The sequence below is a fragment of the Halalkalibacter sp. HAAS-P014 genome (assembly GCF_056619965.1).
The window spans coordinates 94549-110894 of the sequence record NZ_JBWQTV010000003.1; the positions used below are offsets into that span (position 1 = coordinate 94549).

General features: G+C 37.8%; 15 protein-coding genes and 1 pseudogene. 10 read left to right on the forward strand and 6 right to left on the reverse strand.

Annotated features, from left to right (window positions below):
- The first annotated feature begins 102 nt into the window (after positions 1 to 102).
- Entirely contained in the window at positions 103 to 354 is a 252-nt protein-coding gene (locus AC1FXZ_RS03050; RefSeq protein ID WP_480050861.1) for a YkuS family protein, read from the forward strand.
- A 73-nt stretch (positions 355 to 427) separates the two neighbouring features.
- On the opposite strand, the gene AC1FXZ_RS03055 is transcribed toward AC1FXZ_RS03050, so the two are convergent.
- Complete coding sequence (locus AC1FXZ_RS03055; protein ID WP_480050863.1) at positions 428 to 1273, reverse strand: mechanosensitive ion channel family protein; 846 nt, start codon at positions 1271 to 1273, stop codon at positions 428 to 430.
- Between the two features lie 350 nt (positions 1274 to 1623).
- Here AC1FXZ_RS03055 and AC1FXZ_RS03060 point away from each other — a divergent pair, with 350 nt between their 5' ends.
- The 4 genes from AC1FXZ_RS03060 (at position 1624) to AC1FXZ_RS03075 (ending at position 6180) form a co-directional block, all read left to right on the forward strand.
- Complete coding sequence (locus tag AC1FXZ_RS03060; RefSeq protein ID WP_480050865.1) at positions 1624 to 2175, forward strand: peroxiredoxin; 552 nt, start codon at positions 1624 to 1626, stop codon at positions 2173 to 2175.
- An 83-nt stretch (positions 2176 to 2258) separates the two neighbouring features.
- Positions 2259 to 2711 (forward strand): TlpA disulfide reductase family protein, encoded by a 453-nt coding sequence (locus AC1FXZ_RS03065; protein WP_480050867.1) that lies wholly within the window; start codon positions 2259 to 2261, stop codon positions 2709 to 2711.
- A 99-nt stretch (positions 2712 to 2810) separates the two neighbouring features.
- Positions 2811 to 4043, forward strand: a complete 1233-nt coding sequence (locus AC1FXZ_RS03070; protein WP_480050869.1) for a peptidoglycan recognition protein family protein — start codon at positions 2811 to 2813, stop codon at positions 4041 to 4043.
- Positions 4044 to 4188: 145 nt separating this feature from the next.
- The gene (locus AC1FXZ_RS03075; protein WP_480050870.1) at positions 4189 to 6180 is read left to right on the forward strand and encodes an electron transport protein; all 1992 of its coding nucleotides are present in this window, start codon (positions 4189 to 4191) and stop codon (positions 6178 to 6180) included.
- A gap of 185 nt (positions 6181 to 6365) precedes the next feature.
- On the opposite strand, the gene rnjA is transcribed toward AC1FXZ_RS03075, so the two are convergent.
- From rnjA to AC1FXZ_RS03095, 4 genes and pseudogenes are all read right to left on the reverse strand, one after another.
- Positions 6366 to 8033 carry a ribonuclease J1 gene (gene rnjA, locus AC1FXZ_RS03080; protein ID WP_480050871.1) on the reverse strand — a complete coding sequence of 556 codons (1668 nt, stop codon included), beginning with the start codon at positions 8031 to 8033 and terminating at the stop codon, positions 6366 to 6368.
- Between the two features lie 3 nt (positions 8034 to 8036).
- On the reverse strand, positions 8037 to 8246 hold the full coding sequence (locus tag AC1FXZ_RS03085; protein ID WP_480050873.1) for a DNA-dependent RNA polymerase subunit epsilon: 210 nt from the start codon (positions 8244 to 8246) through the stop codon (positions 8037 to 8039).
- Positions 8247 to 8616: 370 nt separating this feature from the next.
- Positions 8617 to 9168: a peptide deformylase gene (gene def / locus AC1FXZ_RS03090; RefSeq protein ID WP_480050875.1), complete on the reverse strand. Its 552-nt coding sequence runs from the start codon at positions 9166 to 9168 to the stop codon at positions 8617 to 8619.
- Between the two features lie 113 nt (positions 9169 to 9281).
- Positions 9282 to 9359, reverse strand: a pseudogene (locus tag AC1FXZ_RS03095) (YjcZ family sporulation protein); the annotation flags it as partial.
- Positions 9360 to 9693: 334 nt separating this feature from the next.
- Here AC1FXZ_RS03095 and AC1FXZ_RS03100 point away from each other — a divergent pair.
- The 5 genes from AC1FXZ_RS03100 (at position 9694) to lpdA (ending at position 15673) form a co-directional block, all read left to right on the forward strand.
- Positions 9694 to 10347, forward strand: coding sequence for a YkyA family protein (locus tag AC1FXZ_RS03100; RefSeq protein ID WP_480050877.1), 654 nt, complete (start codon positions 9694 to 9696; stop codon positions 10345 to 10347).
- Positions 10348 to 10817: 470 nt separating this feature from the next.
- A complete protein-coding gene (gene pdhA, locus AC1FXZ_RS03105) occupies positions 10818 to 11903 on the forward strand; it encodes a pyruvate dehydrogenase (acetyl-transferring) E1 component subunit alpha (RefSeq protein WP_480050879.1) in 1086 nt (361 codons plus the stop codon).
- Positions 11904 to 11906: 3 nt separating this feature from the next.
- Complete coding sequence (locus AC1FXZ_RS03110; protein ID WP_480050881.1) at positions 11907 to 12884, forward strand: alpha-ketoacid dehydrogenase subunit beta; 978 nt, start codon at positions 11907 to 11909, stop codon at positions 12882 to 12884.
- Between the two features lie 86 nt (positions 12885 to 12970).
- Positions 12971 to 14260, forward strand: coding sequence for a dihydrolipoamide acetyltransferase family protein (locus tag AC1FXZ_RS03115; protein ID WP_480050883.1), 1290 nt, complete (start codon positions 12971 to 12973; stop codon positions 14258 to 14260).
- Positions 14261 to 14263: 3 nt separating this feature from the next.
- Positions 14264 to 15673 (forward strand): dihydrolipoyl dehydrogenase, encoded by a 1410-nt coding sequence (gene lpdA / locus AC1FXZ_RS03120; RefSeq protein WP_480050885.1) that lies wholly within the window; start codon positions 14264 to 14266, stop codon positions 15671 to 15673.
- A 63-nt stretch (positions 15674 to 15736) separates the two neighbouring features.
- On the opposite strand, the gene AC1FXZ_RS03125 is transcribed toward lpdA, so the two are convergent.
- Positions 15737 to 16147, reverse strand: coding sequence for a hypothetical protein (locus tag AC1FXZ_RS03125; RefSeq protein ID WP_480050887.1), 411 nt, complete (start codon positions 16145 to 16147; stop codon positions 15737 to 15739).
- Positions 16148 to 16346 lie beyond the last annotated feature (199 nt).

The window sequence follows — 16346 nt, forward strand, 5'->3', positions numbered from 1 at the left end:
TGGGATTATTGAAAGGTTAACTTACCATGCATAGTTATCAATATTTTGGGAAGCTTAATAATGGCAATGCATTAAAACATATTTTAAGTGGAGGTATTCAATATGCCAAGAATCGGAGTCGAGCAATCACTTACTGATGTACAACAGGAATTACAATCTAAGGGATATGATGTTGTACCATTGAAACAAGAGCAAGATGCCAATGGGTGCGACTGCTGTGTTATCACCGGGCAAGACCAAAATGTAATGGGTGTCCAAGATGCTGCGATTAAAGGGTCGGTCATTAATGCTCACGGTATGACTGCTCAAGAAATCTGTGAACAAGTAGAACAAAAAGTAGGGTATCAATCGTAATAGAAAAAGGGGGTGTCGCAAAAGGTATATTTTTACCTTTTGCGACACCCTCTTAGCGTTAAAATGGGTAAAACTACTTGTTATTTTCCTTTTTTTCTATATAGACCTGATGCGGAAAAGGAATTTCAATATTGTTTGCATCGAGCGCTTCTTTTAAAGCTTTTCGCAACTTACGTTCTACAGCCCATTGCTCCATATTTTCTGTTTTTGCTATGACGCGAATGACCACATCTGAATCTCCGAGCCCTTGTACACCAACAACATTTGGACCTTCTTTAATTGTCTCATCTTCGATAGCGATTTTGTCACATGCAGCTTGAAGAACGGCCATTGCTTCATCAATATTATCATCGTATGAAATACTCATATCGACAAGAGCCCTCATATTGCCTCGCGAATGGTTACTAACATTGGTAATCCCTCTATTAGGTATAAAGTGTAAAGTGCCATCAAACCCTCTAATTTGAACATTGCGCAACCCTACTTCTTCAACAATCCCATCTATACCCCCTGCAGTAATGTAATCACCAACATCAATTTGTTTTTCTAATAAAATGAAAAAGCCGGTCACAACATCACTCACAAGTCCTTGAGCTCCAAAACCAATAGCTAGTCCGACGATACCAGCACCAGCGATAAGCCCCGTTGCGTCAAGTCCGAAAATACTAATTATGATCGTAATAAATACAAATATCAGAACATAAGAAAAAGCATTTATTGATAATTTCTCAAGTGTTTTAACACGCCCCGTGGTTATGCCTTTTTGCGACTCCATTTTCAAAAAACTACCTTTAATAATTTTCTTGCCGATCGTTCGTGCGATCAAAAAAGCTAGTATAGCTAGCACGACTTGACCAGCGATTGTGATCATCCCGACTAAGAAAGTTCCTTCTGTAAGTTGATTTAGTGCTTGTTCCATCTAACCTCTCCTGTCTACTAAATTCCATCCAAAAAACTATTCCCATTTAAGCGCAAATTTAAACAAGTGAATGGTCATAAAATTTGATGTTAGCACACTAATGTTTGATGCTCAAATAAAAGTTTGTAGTTGAAAATATTCGCATTAATTGGTAATGACTGCTATAATTTTAAATGAATACAGTCGGTTATATGCTCATAAGTAGGGTATACTACATTTTGTGCTTACTATAAAAGAATTAAATTGCTAATTATATTTATTATTAAATAATATTGACTAGTAATAAATCTTCTTTTATAATGACGACTGTAATCAAATTTTAATTTAATTTATTTTAGGAGGTTGTACATATGACAGACAAGCGTATGGTAGCAAAGCAAGCACCACGTTTCGAAATGGACGCAGTAATGCCTAACAAAGAATTTGCAAAGGTAAGCCTAGAAGAGAATATGAAGAACGACAAGTGGACGGTTCTTTATTTCTATCCAATGGACTTTACTTTCGTATGTCCAACTGAGATTACGTCTTTAAGTGATCGTTATGATGAGTTCGAAGACTTAGATGCAGAAGTAATTGGAGTATCAACTGATACAGTTCACACTCATAAAGCATGGATCAACACTTCTCGTGATGAGAATGGTCTAGGTGAACTTAAGTACCCATTAGCTGCAGATACTAATCATACAGTTTCTCGTGAGTATGGTGTTCTTATTGAAGAAGAAGGGGTAGCTCTTCGTGGATTGTTCATCATTAGTCCTGAAGGCGAGCTAATGTACTCTGTTGTTAACCATAACAACATTGGACGTGATGTAGACGAAACTCTTCGTGTACTTCAAGCTCTTCAAACTGGTGGTCTTTGCCCAGCTAACTGGAAACCTGGTCAAGAAACACTTAAAGTGTAATAGCAGAAGGAAAAGGTCTAGCAGCTATGTTAGACCTTTTTTCTTCCGAACGAACTTATTAAAGTATTAAAGGAGGATGTAAAATGGCTTTAAAACTACGCTCTCAAATGCCTGAATTGGAAGGTGCTACAACTTGGTTAAATGGAGAAGTAAAGAAGAGTGAGCTTGTCGGTGATAAACCAACTCTTTTTCATTTCTGGTCAATTAGTTGTGGATTATGTAAAGAAGCGATGCCGAATGTGAATGAATTCCGTGATTTATACAAGGATAAATTGAATGTTGTTGCAGTTCATATGCCTCGTTCTGAAAAAGATCTTGATCTTGAAGAGATTACAAAAGTAGCAGAAGAGCATGGGATTACTCAACCAATTTTTGTCGATAATCAACATAAACTTACTGATGCATTTGAAAATGAATATGTACCTGCTTATTATGTATTTGATGAAGAAGGGCAATTACGTCATTTCCAAGCAGGTGGAGGCGGTATGAAAATGCTGACAAAGCGTGTTAATCGCGTACTAGGAATTAAAGAGTAATGAGTAAAAGGCTGACTTTGTGTCAGCCTTTTTTATTTTTTAGTTGCATTCACCTATGATTACCTCTAGGTATATATATATATACTGAGGTGATATTCCATGAATATTATTGATAAGAGAAACTCGCTTGCATCAAATCGTTCAAGGTCTTACAGAAGAAGAGCAAGAAGTGCAATTCGAAACATAGCAATCCATCACAGTGCTACAACTTCAGGAAGTGCTGAAGCTTTCGCACGTTATCATGTTAATGAATTAGGCTGGCCGGGAATTGGCTATCACTATGTTGTTGATCGTGACGGTTCGATTAGCCTTTGTCATGACTTAGAAGTAGTAAGTTATCATGTTGGAAACAGTAATGGGTTTGCTGTAGGTGTTTGTATGGTTGGTGATTTTAGAAATCAGTCTTTGCCTGATGTTCAAAGGAGAGCAGCAGTAGATTTGACAAGATACCTAATGGATGAATTAAATATTCCCGTTGATAATGTATGGGGACATATCGAATTTCCAGGTTACTCCTGGAAACCATGTCCATCAATTAATATGCAAAGCTTTCGAACTTGGTTACAAGAAGAAGGTGGCCAATTGTCAGCACGGCCAGCTCAATCACCTACTTATGTTGCTGGTGTTAGGCAGCGCAATATTCTTTCTCGTGGCGACCAAGGCGACGATATTCGAGCACTTCAAGAGCGCCTAGAAGAACTAGGGTTTCATCCTGGACCGATTGACGGAATTTTCGGTCCACAAACAGCTGATGCTGTTATGCGCTTCCAGCGAGCTGCTTCTATTACGGTAGATGGAATCGTCGGCCCACAAACAAGGGTAGCCCTTCGTGATTTTGAACGTGACATTGAGCAACCAGATCATGGATCACCAACAGATGAACCAGATGAGCGTGAAGAATTGTTTAGAACAGAATCGAGAAGAATGTTACGTCTAATATCTCCAATGATGCGAGGTGCTGATGTTCAAGAAGTTCAACAAAAGGTTGGTGCCACAACTGATGGTATTTTTGGCCCTGAGACCGAAGCGAGAGTTCGCGATTTTCAGAGCAGGGAAAGAATCACAGTAGATGGGATTGTTGGCCCTCAGACTTGGAGAGCGTTAGATAGAGTGGAAGCAACAAATAATGTTGGCTATAGCCGCCTGCTCTCGTTGCAAACGCCATTTTTAAGAGGCGAGGATGTAAAGCAAGTTCAAAGAGCGCTGAATGTAACTGTAGACGGATTATACGGCCCTCTTACCGAGCAAGCAGTGAGGAATTTTCAAAGAAGAGAAGGGATCCTTGTAGATGGAATTGTCGGGCCACAAACGTGGGGGAGGCTTTTTAATTAAAGATTTAGGAAGAGAGCTGTGATTAGACAGCTCTTTTTTATTTTTTGTCAGAAAATCAAACCTATCTCCTACGGAATATCCTATTGAATATGAATCGAATGATTGCTCATAGTAAGGTTAAGTGAAAATATAGGAGGGTGGAAAAATGAGACGGCGTTTTTTTATTGGAATAGGAATTGTCGCATTTGCTATACTCGTTTATAGTGGTTTAAATTATTTGGAACCAAGTTATGCTGTAAACCCATCCCCAGAGTTATCGCTTAACCATCCAATCGAACATGAAATGAATGATGTGTATGGTTATGATATATGGGGAGTGTCTATGTCTATTGAAGAGGCAAATGATCTTAATAATAGCGAAGAAGGGAAAGAAATACTCTCCTTACATAATGGTGCTGTAAAGGTTGACGAAGATTTTGTTCAACAAGGCAGAGATATTTTTTATGAAGAAACGTTTAATAATGAAGAATTCATTACGGATGTTTTAGGTATATTGGATGGGCCACTATCAGTTATTAATATAGGAAAAGCAGTTCTTGAAGCAAGGGGAGAAGGAACTGATAATTTGAAAGTGGAATTAGCTGAAGATGCTACAATAGGGGGACGAGAATTTAAAAAGGGAGACGTAATCGAAACCGGGTTGGATGTTCCAAAAGGAGCTTTTGCCCCATTAGGAATGCCAATAAAATTTAGTGATGGACGTTTAAAAGCGGGGATCTCGTGTGCAGCTTGCCATGCAACAGTTGATCGTGAAACCGGTAAAGTGATTGAAGGAGCGCCGAATGCCAATTTTAACGCGGGACTTATGGTTGCATTGGCATCAAATTCCGCAGCGTACTTTACAAATACCGATGTAGATGCAGATCAGATAAAATCTTTTATTAGCAAACAGGAGTGGGCAAAAGAAAAAGAGCTAGGAAAAGAAAAGTATGTCGCATTACCAGATCCTGAAAAATTAGAAAAAGCAGTTGATCAGGCTTTGCTTAAATGGCCTAAAGGGAATTTTGATTCAACGGTTGATTTTGAAAATAACCCCTCACAAATACCAGATTCATTTACATTGGAAGATCATCCATATGGGTGGAATGGATTTGCTGCTGTCGGTCCCTTTAAAGGGTTAACGTCATTAAATAATAATGTCCATGCTCAAAACTCAGATCTTCTTGCGCAAGCAGATCAGAGTGAGGAGTTATTTGAAATTGATAAGGAGCGATATATCGGTTTAATGTTGCAAAATGCAACTAATCGAGATTATCGTTATAGCAATGAATTAGAAGAAAAGCCGAGTGACTTATTAGCTCGTGTTGACGATAATAAAACCGTATTTGGTTTCAATGATATGTTTCAACCACCTACCTATCCAAATATTTCATTATTTACACCGAATGGAACCGTGATTGGAACTGAAGGACATTATGTATTAGAACAATTGAATGCTCTGTCAGCCTATCAAAATGCGCTTAAACCACCGTCAGACATCAGCACATATACGACTGTTGAAGCTTCTGGGCGAGAAGTGTTTGATCGAGCTGGCTGTATAAATTGTCATGCCGGAGAGGCGCGTACAAATAACCGTGTTATCCCTAATGCAATCGTAAAAGCAGAACCTTCAAGAGCAAAAGCTTTTGAGGATACTGTCAAGATTTTAGAGGAACCGTGGTTTTATCCGTTAGATACACCGATTCCAATTCCGAAAAATGTGGAAAAGATAAAAATTCCTACTAACCATCTTGAAAAGGATCAAGTAGAACTAACATTGGCTCAAGGCAATGATGGAGGATATAAAGTAAAAGGACTGGTAGGGTTGAAGTATTCTCCTCCTTATTTACATGATGGGGGTGTAGCTGTTGGACCAAAGAAGAATACTCAGTTAGGTTTAGCAGGAACGCTCGAAAAGGGAATAGATCCAGATCCTTATTATAGTTTGTTGGCATTAATAGATCGTGATTTAAGGGAACAAGTAATAAACGCTAATAAGGCATCAAAATCTCTACAAGGAGCTCATTCTACTGGTGAAGGTCATGAACACTGGGTTGATAAAGAGAGTGGGTTTTCGAAAGAAGATCAAGATGCGTTAATTCAATATTTATTGTCAATTGACTTAGAGAAAGAGAAAAAAGCAAAAGCAAAAGACTAAGGAGCTGTCTCATAATCTAGACCATTAATGAATACGTTCGTTATTCGACTTGAGAGAAAAAACTCTTCGTATAAAAGGTTCTATTTAAAAGATATAACGAGTCCACATATTGCTTCGGGATTATTCTAAATGGGATAATCCCTTTTAATGATACAAAAAAGAGGATGGATTCCATCCTCTTTTGCCTATACTTCCATAATAATAGGTAAAATCATTGGCTTACGTTTCGTACGCTCGTATAAAAATGGCCCAAGTAAGTCAGTGATTTCATTTTTTATTTCAGACCATTGGGTAGTTTTGCGTTCCATAACATCGCCTAGGTGAGATGCAAGGAGCTTCTGAGCTTCATTGATTAAATCGCTAGACTCTCTCATATAAACAAATCCACGTGAAATGAGGTCCGGACCAGCTGTCACTTTAAACTCTTTCATATCTAAACTAACAACAACAACGACTAATCCTTCTTCTGAAAGAATGCGTCGATCACGTAATACAATGTTTCCGATATCGCCTATACCATTTCCATCAACATAAACGGAGCCAGAAGGGACTTTTCCTACGACACCAGCTTCTTCAGGATGAAGTGCGAGTACATCACCATTGTCCATTATAAAGCTATTCTCTTTAGAGACACCACAATCTTCAGCAAGTTTTATATGCATTTTTAACATACGATATTCACCATGAATGGGCATAAAATATTGTGGCTTCATCAGGCGAAGCATAAGTTTTTGCTCTTCTTGTCCACCATGACCGGACGTGTGAATGTCACTTAGGGAGCCGTGAATAACATCTGCTCCAGCTCGATACAATTGATTAATTGTTTTGCTAACACTCAAAGTGTTACCTGGGATTGGAGAAGAAGAAAAGACAACCGTATCCCCAGGTATAATTTGGATTTGACGGTGTGTACCATTAGCGATACGAGAAAGAGCTGCCATCGGCTCACCTTGACTCCCTGTACAAAGTATCGTTACTTGGTTATCTGGTAATTTATTAAGTTGAGATGGTTCAATGAATGTATTTTTAGGTGCCGTGATATAGCCTAATTCTTGACCGATCGTTAGCGCTGATTCCATACTTCTACCGAAAACAGCGACTTTTCGTCCGTGATGGACTGCTGCTTCAACTACTTGTTGAAGACGATGAATATTGGATGCAAAAGTTGCAAAAATAATTCTACCATCAACTTTTCTAAAGATATTGCTAATGCTTTCTCCTACTTTGCGCTCAGACATGGTGAATTCTGGAATTTCACTATTTGTACTATCAGATAGTAAACATAGTACTCCTTCTTCACCGATTTTCGCCATTTTTGTTAAATTGGCCGGTTCTCCAACTGGAGTAAAGTCAAATTTAAAATCACCTGTATGCACAACATTTCCAGGTGGAGTCTTCACAACAATTCCATAAGAGTCTGGGATGCTGTGTGTGGTTCGGAAAAAAGATACTGATGTTTTCGTAAACTTAATAATTTGATCTTCATGGATTTCATGCAATTTCGTTTTTCGAATTAATCCATGTTCCTCCAATTTTCCTCTTAATAATCCTAAAGCTAATTTCCCACCATAAATAGGAATGTTCACGGCTCTTAAGAGATAAGGAATCCCGCCAATGTGGTCTTCATGACCGTGTGTGATGAAAAGTCCTTTAATTTTGTCTTCATTTTTCACTAAATACGTATAATCAGGAATGACATAATCAATCCCTAAAAGCTCGTCCTCGGGAAATTTAATTCCTGCGTCAATTAAAATAATTTCATCTTGAAATTGAACCGCATACGTATTTTTTCCGATTTCGCCTAACCCACCTAAGGCAAATACTGCAGTTTGATTATTTTTTACTTGTTTCATATGTTATATTGTCTCCACTTTGAAATCTTGATTTTGTTGTTCGAACTCTAGGTAAGCGCCAGTTACCGGTGTTACAAATTCAATGTTGTATTGGCGAGAAACTAATTTTTTACGTACATCAGCTTCAGTTTCACCCTCGACGAAAATTGTTTCTGTAAATTCCCGAACAGGTACTTGATGAAAATTCTTTTGATAAAATACTTTAAATAACATGTTACTACCTCTCCTTACCATTGGTTATATTTTCATTATAAAGCAAATGTCTCCTCATTTCATGTTATTTATTTACTGGAGGTATTATCCGGTTATATAGCACCTCAGTATTAACGAATTTTAATAACCCTAAACTTCAATTAAACGGCTTTTCGGTAAGAGGTTTTTGCAGCCTTTTACGATTCTTTTTCTCCATCTACGCAACATAGTTGTTCACTCCTTTATAAGTAAAAGTAAACTTTTGTCCATTGGTGAGGTTAGATATTCCTAGTATGTGTTGGATTGGAGTTTGTTGTTCAAGGTAATAAATGGATATAAAAAATGGTCCTCACTATTTTTTAACTATAGGGGACCATTTCTTTATGAATATTTATGAATGTAGGTTCGGCAATTCTTTTTTAAACTTGTCTTTAAAGTTTTCGATTCGATCATAAAACATAATCCCATTTAAATGATCTAATTCATGCTGAAAGACGATTGAAACTAAGCCACGTAATCGTAAAGTGACTTCTTCTCCTTCTAAATTGGTTCCTTTAACCGTAATCCGAGAATAACGAGGGACAATACCTGGAATATCCCGATCTACAGATAAACAACCTTCACCACCTTCTAAATGCGTTTCTTCAACAGAATGACTAACAATACGGGGATTAAACAACCCCATACTATACAACTGTTCTTGTTCATCAGTCACATGGACGGCAAACATGCGCTTAGAAATGCCGATTTGTGGAGCGGCAATTCCTACACCTGGTCGAAGTTGATATTTTTCAGCAATTTCTTGGTCTTGGCTGTTAATAACAAAATCGAGCATTTTTTTTAATGTTTCTTTATCCTCATCACTTGCCGGAAGGTCGACTTCCTTAGCAATTTTTCTTAAAACCGGGTCACCTTCTCTGACAACATCTTTCATTGTTAACATTATGTATCACTCCTTTTTTGCTTATGTTAACTTTATGAAGAAATAAATGAAATATCAAGTGATTTAACAGAAAAAGAAGGAGTAGGCCCATTAGCCTTACCCCTTCATAGTCATTAACAGTGGCCAAATTTAGAAGCCCCAACGATAATAAGCAGGATGAACAGAACGACGATTAACGCGAACCCTCTTCCAGCTCCTGGTGCGTAGCTTGCACCTGCTACTACTGGCGCGCCGTATCCATATCCACAAGGGTCAGTACATCCAAAACCTGCACCGTGACCTGCACCATATCCGTATCCATACATTTAGCATACCTCCTTTTGTAATTGCATCGCATTGGCTGCGATTCACTAACTACAATATGCAAATGGAAGGATGTTGGTTGGATGTTTGCCTAATTTTAAAAATCAAATTATATTTATTTAATGGACAGGCTCATATTACAAAATAGCCACTCATATAATAGCTTCAAACAATCATGTGATTGAATTATAAATGTAAAAGAGATTAGGGGGAAAAAAGCATATGTTAAGTTTGAAAAGATGGGCACCTACTTTAATAGTTATGGTTGCACTATTAACAGGGTGTGGAGATAACACTGCCGAATCGGTTTATCATAAGTTAGAATCGGCTGTTGAACTTGAAAAGCCATTTGAAGAACAACAAGAACCTCTACAAAATGCGGAAATTAAAGAAAATGAACTTTTTGAAGAAATAATTGCCCTTGGAATGAATAATTTTGAAAGAATTGTTCAGTTATCGGAGGAAGCAATCACTTCAATTGAATCAAGAGAAACCATGCTAAAGCTAGAAAAAGAAAGTATTGAGGAAAGCTTTCAAGAATTTAGTAAAGTAGAAAATCAAATTGAGAAGTTTGAAGGAGAAGAATTTGAATCATTGCTCAAGGAACTTTTTTCTGCAATGGAAGACCGGTATGAACAGTATCAACAACTATATGAAAGCTATCACATATCTTTAGAATTGGATAAAACATTATTTACAATGTTACAGAAGGAAGATCTAAATATGGAGGATCTTCAATCTCAAATTGATAAAGTAAATGAAATGTATGAAGAGGTTGTAGAAAATAAAGAAAAGTTTAATCAATTTACAAATCGCTATAATGAATTAAAAAGAGAGTTCTATCAAAAAGCAGAGCTTAATGTACAGTATGAATAGTACATTAAGCTTTTTTTGTTTGAAGTTCGATAATCTACTTCTGTTGTTACTCTTTTTACCTTTATAACGATGAAAATAATATCTGTACTAATATTAAGATGGTTTGATATATAACAAGCGAGTGAGAGTGGAAAAGGATATAATTTAAAAAATTAATCGGAATAAGATAAACAAAAGGATTGACGAGATTAATTAAAGTGAGGTAGACTGAATTTTGTAAGTTATGTTGTATCACTTTTAAAGTAAATTGACTAATACAGATGTTATCTAAGTAAGCTCAATAGATCAATCATCTTTATGTACATACGTGACCTTAAATAGCATGCATGAAAAATTGTTTCAAACTTTCCTGAAAAGGTTATGGATGAGTAGAGTTTGGGCATCCTAAAGGAGAGATTTGTCAATTACTAATTACATTAACTTATCACAAAAATATTAGTATTTTTAATCGGAAGGAAGAGGTGAAGGTAGTGAGTACAAAAACGTTAGAACAAGTTGAGAACCAATTTGAAACTTTCCAGATTTTAAATGAAGAAGGCGAAGTTGTTAATGAAGCTGCTATGCCTAGTTTAAGTGATGAAGAGTTACAAGAAATGATGAGACGTATGGTCTATACACGTATTTGGGATCAACGTGCTATCTCTTTAAATCGTCAAGGACGTCTTGGATTCTATGCTCCTGTTGCTGGACAAGAGGCTTCAATGTTAGGAAGTCAATTTGCGCTTGATAAAGAGGATTGGATCTTACCTGGGTATCGTGATATCCCACAAATCGTTTTCCACGGTTTGCCATTACACCAAGCTTTCTTATGGTCACGTGGACATTTTGCTGGAAGTCAATTCCCTGATGGATTAAACATCTTATTCCCTCAAATTATTATCGGTGCACAAATCATTCAAACTGCTGGAGTCGCGCTAGGACTTAAGCGTAAAAATAAAAATAATATTGCAATCACATATACAGGTGATGGTGGTGCTTCTCAAGGTGACTTCTATGAAGGAATGAACTTTGCTGGTGCTTATAACGCTCCTGCTGTTTTTATTGTACAGAACAACCGTTTTGCAATTTCTGTACCTGTTGAAAAGCAATCAGCAGCTAAAACAATTGCACAAAAGGCTGTTGCAGCTGGTATCGAAGGAATTCAAGTAGACGGAATGGACATTCTTGCTGTTTATGTGGCTACTAAAGGTGCCCGTGATCGTGCGTTATCTGGTGAAGGTCCAACGTTAATTGAAACAATGACATACCGTTATGGCCCACATACAATGGCTGGTGATGATCCTACACGTTACCGTTCTTCGGACCTTGATGATGAGTGGACGAAAAAAGATCCATTAGTGCGCTTCCGTAAATTCCTAGAGAAAAAAGGCCTTTGGACAGAAGAAAAAGAAAATGAAATTGTAGAACAAGCGAAAGAAGATATTAAGGCAGCAATGAAACAAGCTGATGCAGCACCAAAACAAAAAGTTACGGATCTAATTAGTTTTATGTTTGAAGATTTACCAAAAAATCTTCGTGAACAAATGGAAGAATACACAGCAAAGGAGTCGAAGTAACCTATGGCACAAATGACAATGATTCAAGCAATTACGGATGCAATGCGTAATGAGCTTAAGAATAACGAAGATGTTCTTGTGTTTGGTGAAGACGTTGGTCAAAACGGTGGGGTATTCCGTGCGACTGAAGGCTTACAAAAAGAATTTGGCGAAGAACGCGTTTTTGATACACCACTTGCAGAATCAGGAATTGGTGGACTGGCAATTGGTCTAGGACTTACGGGTTTTCGCCCTATAATGGAAATTCAATTTTTTGGATTCCTTTTTGAAGTATTTGATTCACTTGCTGGCCAAATGAACCGTATGCGTTATCGTACTGGTGGTAAACTAACTTCACCGATTACGGTTCGCTCACCTTTCGGTGGTGGAGTAAAGACTCCTGAGATGCACGCTGATAGTTTAGAGGGGCTTGTTGCGCAAACTCCTGGGTTGAAAGTGGTTATTCCTTCAACACCTTATGATGCAAAAGGTCTACTGATCTCTGCGATTCGAGATAATGATCCAGTTGTCTATCTTGAGCATATGAAGCTTTATCGCTCTTTCCGTGCAGAAGTACCGGAAGAGGAATATACAATTCCACTTGGTAAAGCAGATATTAAACGCGCGGGAAAAGATTTAACTATTGTTACATATGGAGCAATGGTTCACTCTTCTTTAAAAGCTGCAGAAGAGCTTGAAAAAGAGGGGATTGATGTCGAGGTTATTGACTTAATGACTATTAGTCCAATTGATATTGATACGATTATTGCTTCAGTTGAGAAGACAAATCGTGCCATTGTTGTTCAAGAAGCTCAAAAACAAGCAGGGATTGGTGCTAACGTTGTAGCTGAAATTACTGAACGTGCTATTCTAAGCTTAGAGGCACCAGTACTTCGTGTGGCTGCACCTGACACAGTTTATCCATTTGCTCAAGCAGAAGACGTTTGGTTACCTGACTATAAAGGTATTATTGAAACGGCTAAGAAAGTTATTAATTTCTAAGAAATTTGACAAGCATGAAAAGGAAAGATAAATTCTTTCCTTTTCGTTTAAATTGTTCTTAATTGAATTAAAGGAGGCACTTCAAAGTGGCATATAAATTTAAATTGCCTGATATCGGTGAAGGAATTCATGAAGGTGAAATTGTAAAATGGTTCGTTAAGCCAGGTGATGAAATTAAGGAAGATGATATTCTTCTTGAAGTTCAGAATGATAAAGCGGTTGTTGAGATTCCATCTCCTGTCGATGGGAAAGTCCTTGAAGTTAAAGTAGAAGAAGGGACAGTTAGTATCGTTGGTGATGTGCTATTAACAATTGATGCTGGAGATGCAAATCCTCAAGAAGATGAAGAAGAGAGTGCTCCTGAAGCTGACTCTGCAAAAGAAGAGGAAGTGGCTAAATCCTCTGAGCCAGCAGCTGATACAGCTAATGATGATATAGATAAAGATTCGCGTGTCATTGCAATGCCGTCTGTTCGTAAATATGCTCGTGAAAAAGGTGTAGCAATTCAACAAGTAAGTGGTTCTGGCAAAAACGGCCGTGTTCTTAAAGAAGATATTGATGCATTCTTAAGTGGTGGAGCGAAAGTAGAAACAACTACAGAAGCGCCTACGGAAGCACAAGAAGCACCAAAGGCTGCATCACAAAAAACTGAGCCTGTTTCTATTCCAGTTGGAGAATTAGAGCATCGCGTTCCATTTAAAGGTGTTCGTAAAGCTATTGCAAAAGCAATGGTTAATTCTAAGCATACAGCTCCACATGTGACTCACATGGATGAGGTAGAAGTTTCTGCGCTAGTTGCACATCGTAAAGAATATAAAGCGATTGCTGCTGACCAGGGAACAAAGCTTACGTATTTACCTTATGTTGTCAAAGCTCTTACAGCAGCACTACGTAAATACCCAGCACTTAATGCTTCGATTGATGATGCAAACGATGAAATAGTTTATAAAAACTACTTCAATATCGGTATTGCAGCTGATACAGAGCATGGTTTGTTCGTACCTGTTGTTAAAGATGCTGATCGTAAATCTATTTTCGCACTTGCTGATGAGATTAATGAGTTGGCAGTTAAAGCACGTGATGGTAAACTTAGTGGTGCGGAAATGAAGGGTGGTTCTGCCACAATTTCTAATGTAGGTTCTGCTCGTGGTTTGTGGTTTACACCAGTTATTAATCATCCAGAAGTTGCTATCCTAGGTATCGGTCGTATTGAAGAGAAGCCAGTTGTGAAAAATGGTGAGATTGTAGCTGCTCCTGTTCTTGCACTTTCAATTAGTTATGACCACCGCCTTATTGATGGCGTGACAGCTCAGAATGCACTTAACCACGTGAAACGTCTTTTAAATGATCCACAATTATTATTAATGGAGGGGTAAAGCATGGTTGTAGGAGATTTCGCAAATGAAGTAGACACACTTGTCATTGGTTCGGGTCCTGGGGGATATGTTGCAGCGATTCGTGCGGCACAACTTGGACAAAAAGTAACAATCGTAGAAAAAGGGGAAATGGGTGGCGTTTGTTTAAACGTTGGTTGTATTCCATCAAAAGCTCTAATTGCTGCTGGTCACCGTTATCATAATGCAAAGCATTCTGAAGACATGGGGATCATCGCTGAGCAAGTATCGATTAACTTTGAGAAAGTTCAAGAATGGAAAGCTTCAGTTGTTAGCAAATTGACTGGAGGAGTTGAAGGACTTTTAAAAGGAAATAAAGTGGAGATTGTTCGTGGTGAAGCATATTTTGCTTCTGAAAACTCTGTTCGCGTAATGGACGAGAAAAGTGCACAAACATACAATTTTAAAAATTGTATAATCGCAACTGGTTCAACTCCAATTGAAATTCCTGGATTTAAGTACACAGATCGTGTAATCAACTCAACAGGAGCTCTTGCTCTTAAAGAAGTTCCTAAAAAAATGGTTGTTATCGGTGGCGGGTACATCGGTATTGAATTAGCAGGTGCTTACTCAAATATGGGTACTGAAATAGTGGTGCTAGAAGGAAGTAAGCAAATTCTTGGTGGCTTTGAGAAGCAAATGGCTAAGCTTGTTGAACGTCGTCTTAAGAAAAATGGCGTAGAATTCAAAATGCAAGCAATGGCTAAAGGCGTTGAGCAAACTGAAAACGGCGTTAAGGTTACTGCTGAGGTTAAAGGGACTGAAGAAGTATTTGAAGCAGATTATTGCTTAGTTACGGTTGGACGTAAGCCAAATACTCAAGAGATCGGTCTTGAGCAAATTGGTGTTGAGCTAACTGAGCGTGGTCTTGTGAAAATTGACAAGCAATGCCGTTCAAGTGTATCTAATATTTATGCAATCGGAGATATTGTTGAAGGACCTCCTCTTGCTCATAAAGCTTCTTATGAAGGTAAAATTGCTGCAGAAGCAATTGCTGGTGAGAAGTCTGAGGTTGATTACCTTGCTATTCCTGCTGTGGTGTTCTCTGATCCTGAACTAGCGAGTGTAGGATATACAGAAGCAGAAGCTAAGGAAGCAGGATTCGATGTTGTTGCTTCTAAATTCCCATTTGCAGCTAATGGACGTGCGCTATCTCTTAATGAGACTGACGGTTTTATGAAATTGGTTACGCGTAAAGACGATGGTCTTGTTATTGGCGCTCAAATTGCTGGTCCTAACGCTTCTGATATGATTGCAGAACTTGGTCTTGCAATCGAAACAGGAATGACAGCAGAGGATATCGCATTAACAATTCATGCACATCCTTCACTAGGTGAAATTACGATGGAAGCAGCGGAAGTTGCACTTGGTACACCAATTCATATCGTAAAATAAAATATATAAAGTTGCCTCAATCTTTAATTGAGGCAACTTTTTTATGTATTCAAACATGTTACGTTAGACAGTGCTATCATCTGTTTGTGCTTTATTCTCAATACGGAAAATTTCGAATAAATGCGATAATATTTCTTCTTTTGGTATCGTTCCTTCCATTCTTAAGTCTTCTTCATTACCTGTCAACACGATCATTGTAGGAAATTGCTCAATTTCAAAATAGCGTACGAGATCTCGGTCAGTGGCATCAATAATAATAAAGGAAGACGTTTCATCAGGATAATGTTGATACAGCTCAAGCAGAGCATCGTAATACGTCTTTTCATCCTGCATATTAGAAGAATCAGAAAAAAGAACCGTGATGGTTTCATCAGCAGGCTGTTGCAAAGGATTTTCTATCGAAGATGTTGTTGAGAAACAAGAGCTTAATAAAAAAATTGATCCAATTATCATCATTTCGATATACTTATCCAAACCTAGTCACATCCTCATTAATAAATTACAGTTTTTTACTAATCCTCATAAAGTTACTTCATTTTATCACGCATTGTTTCATTTAGGAGAGTTGAATTTGAAATGTAATCAAATAGAAATATTTAGGATGTTTGTAATCAAAAAAGAATGACCTGTAAAGAATATGCTTAGTCTAATTTGCTCTAAATGAGGGTGGTGA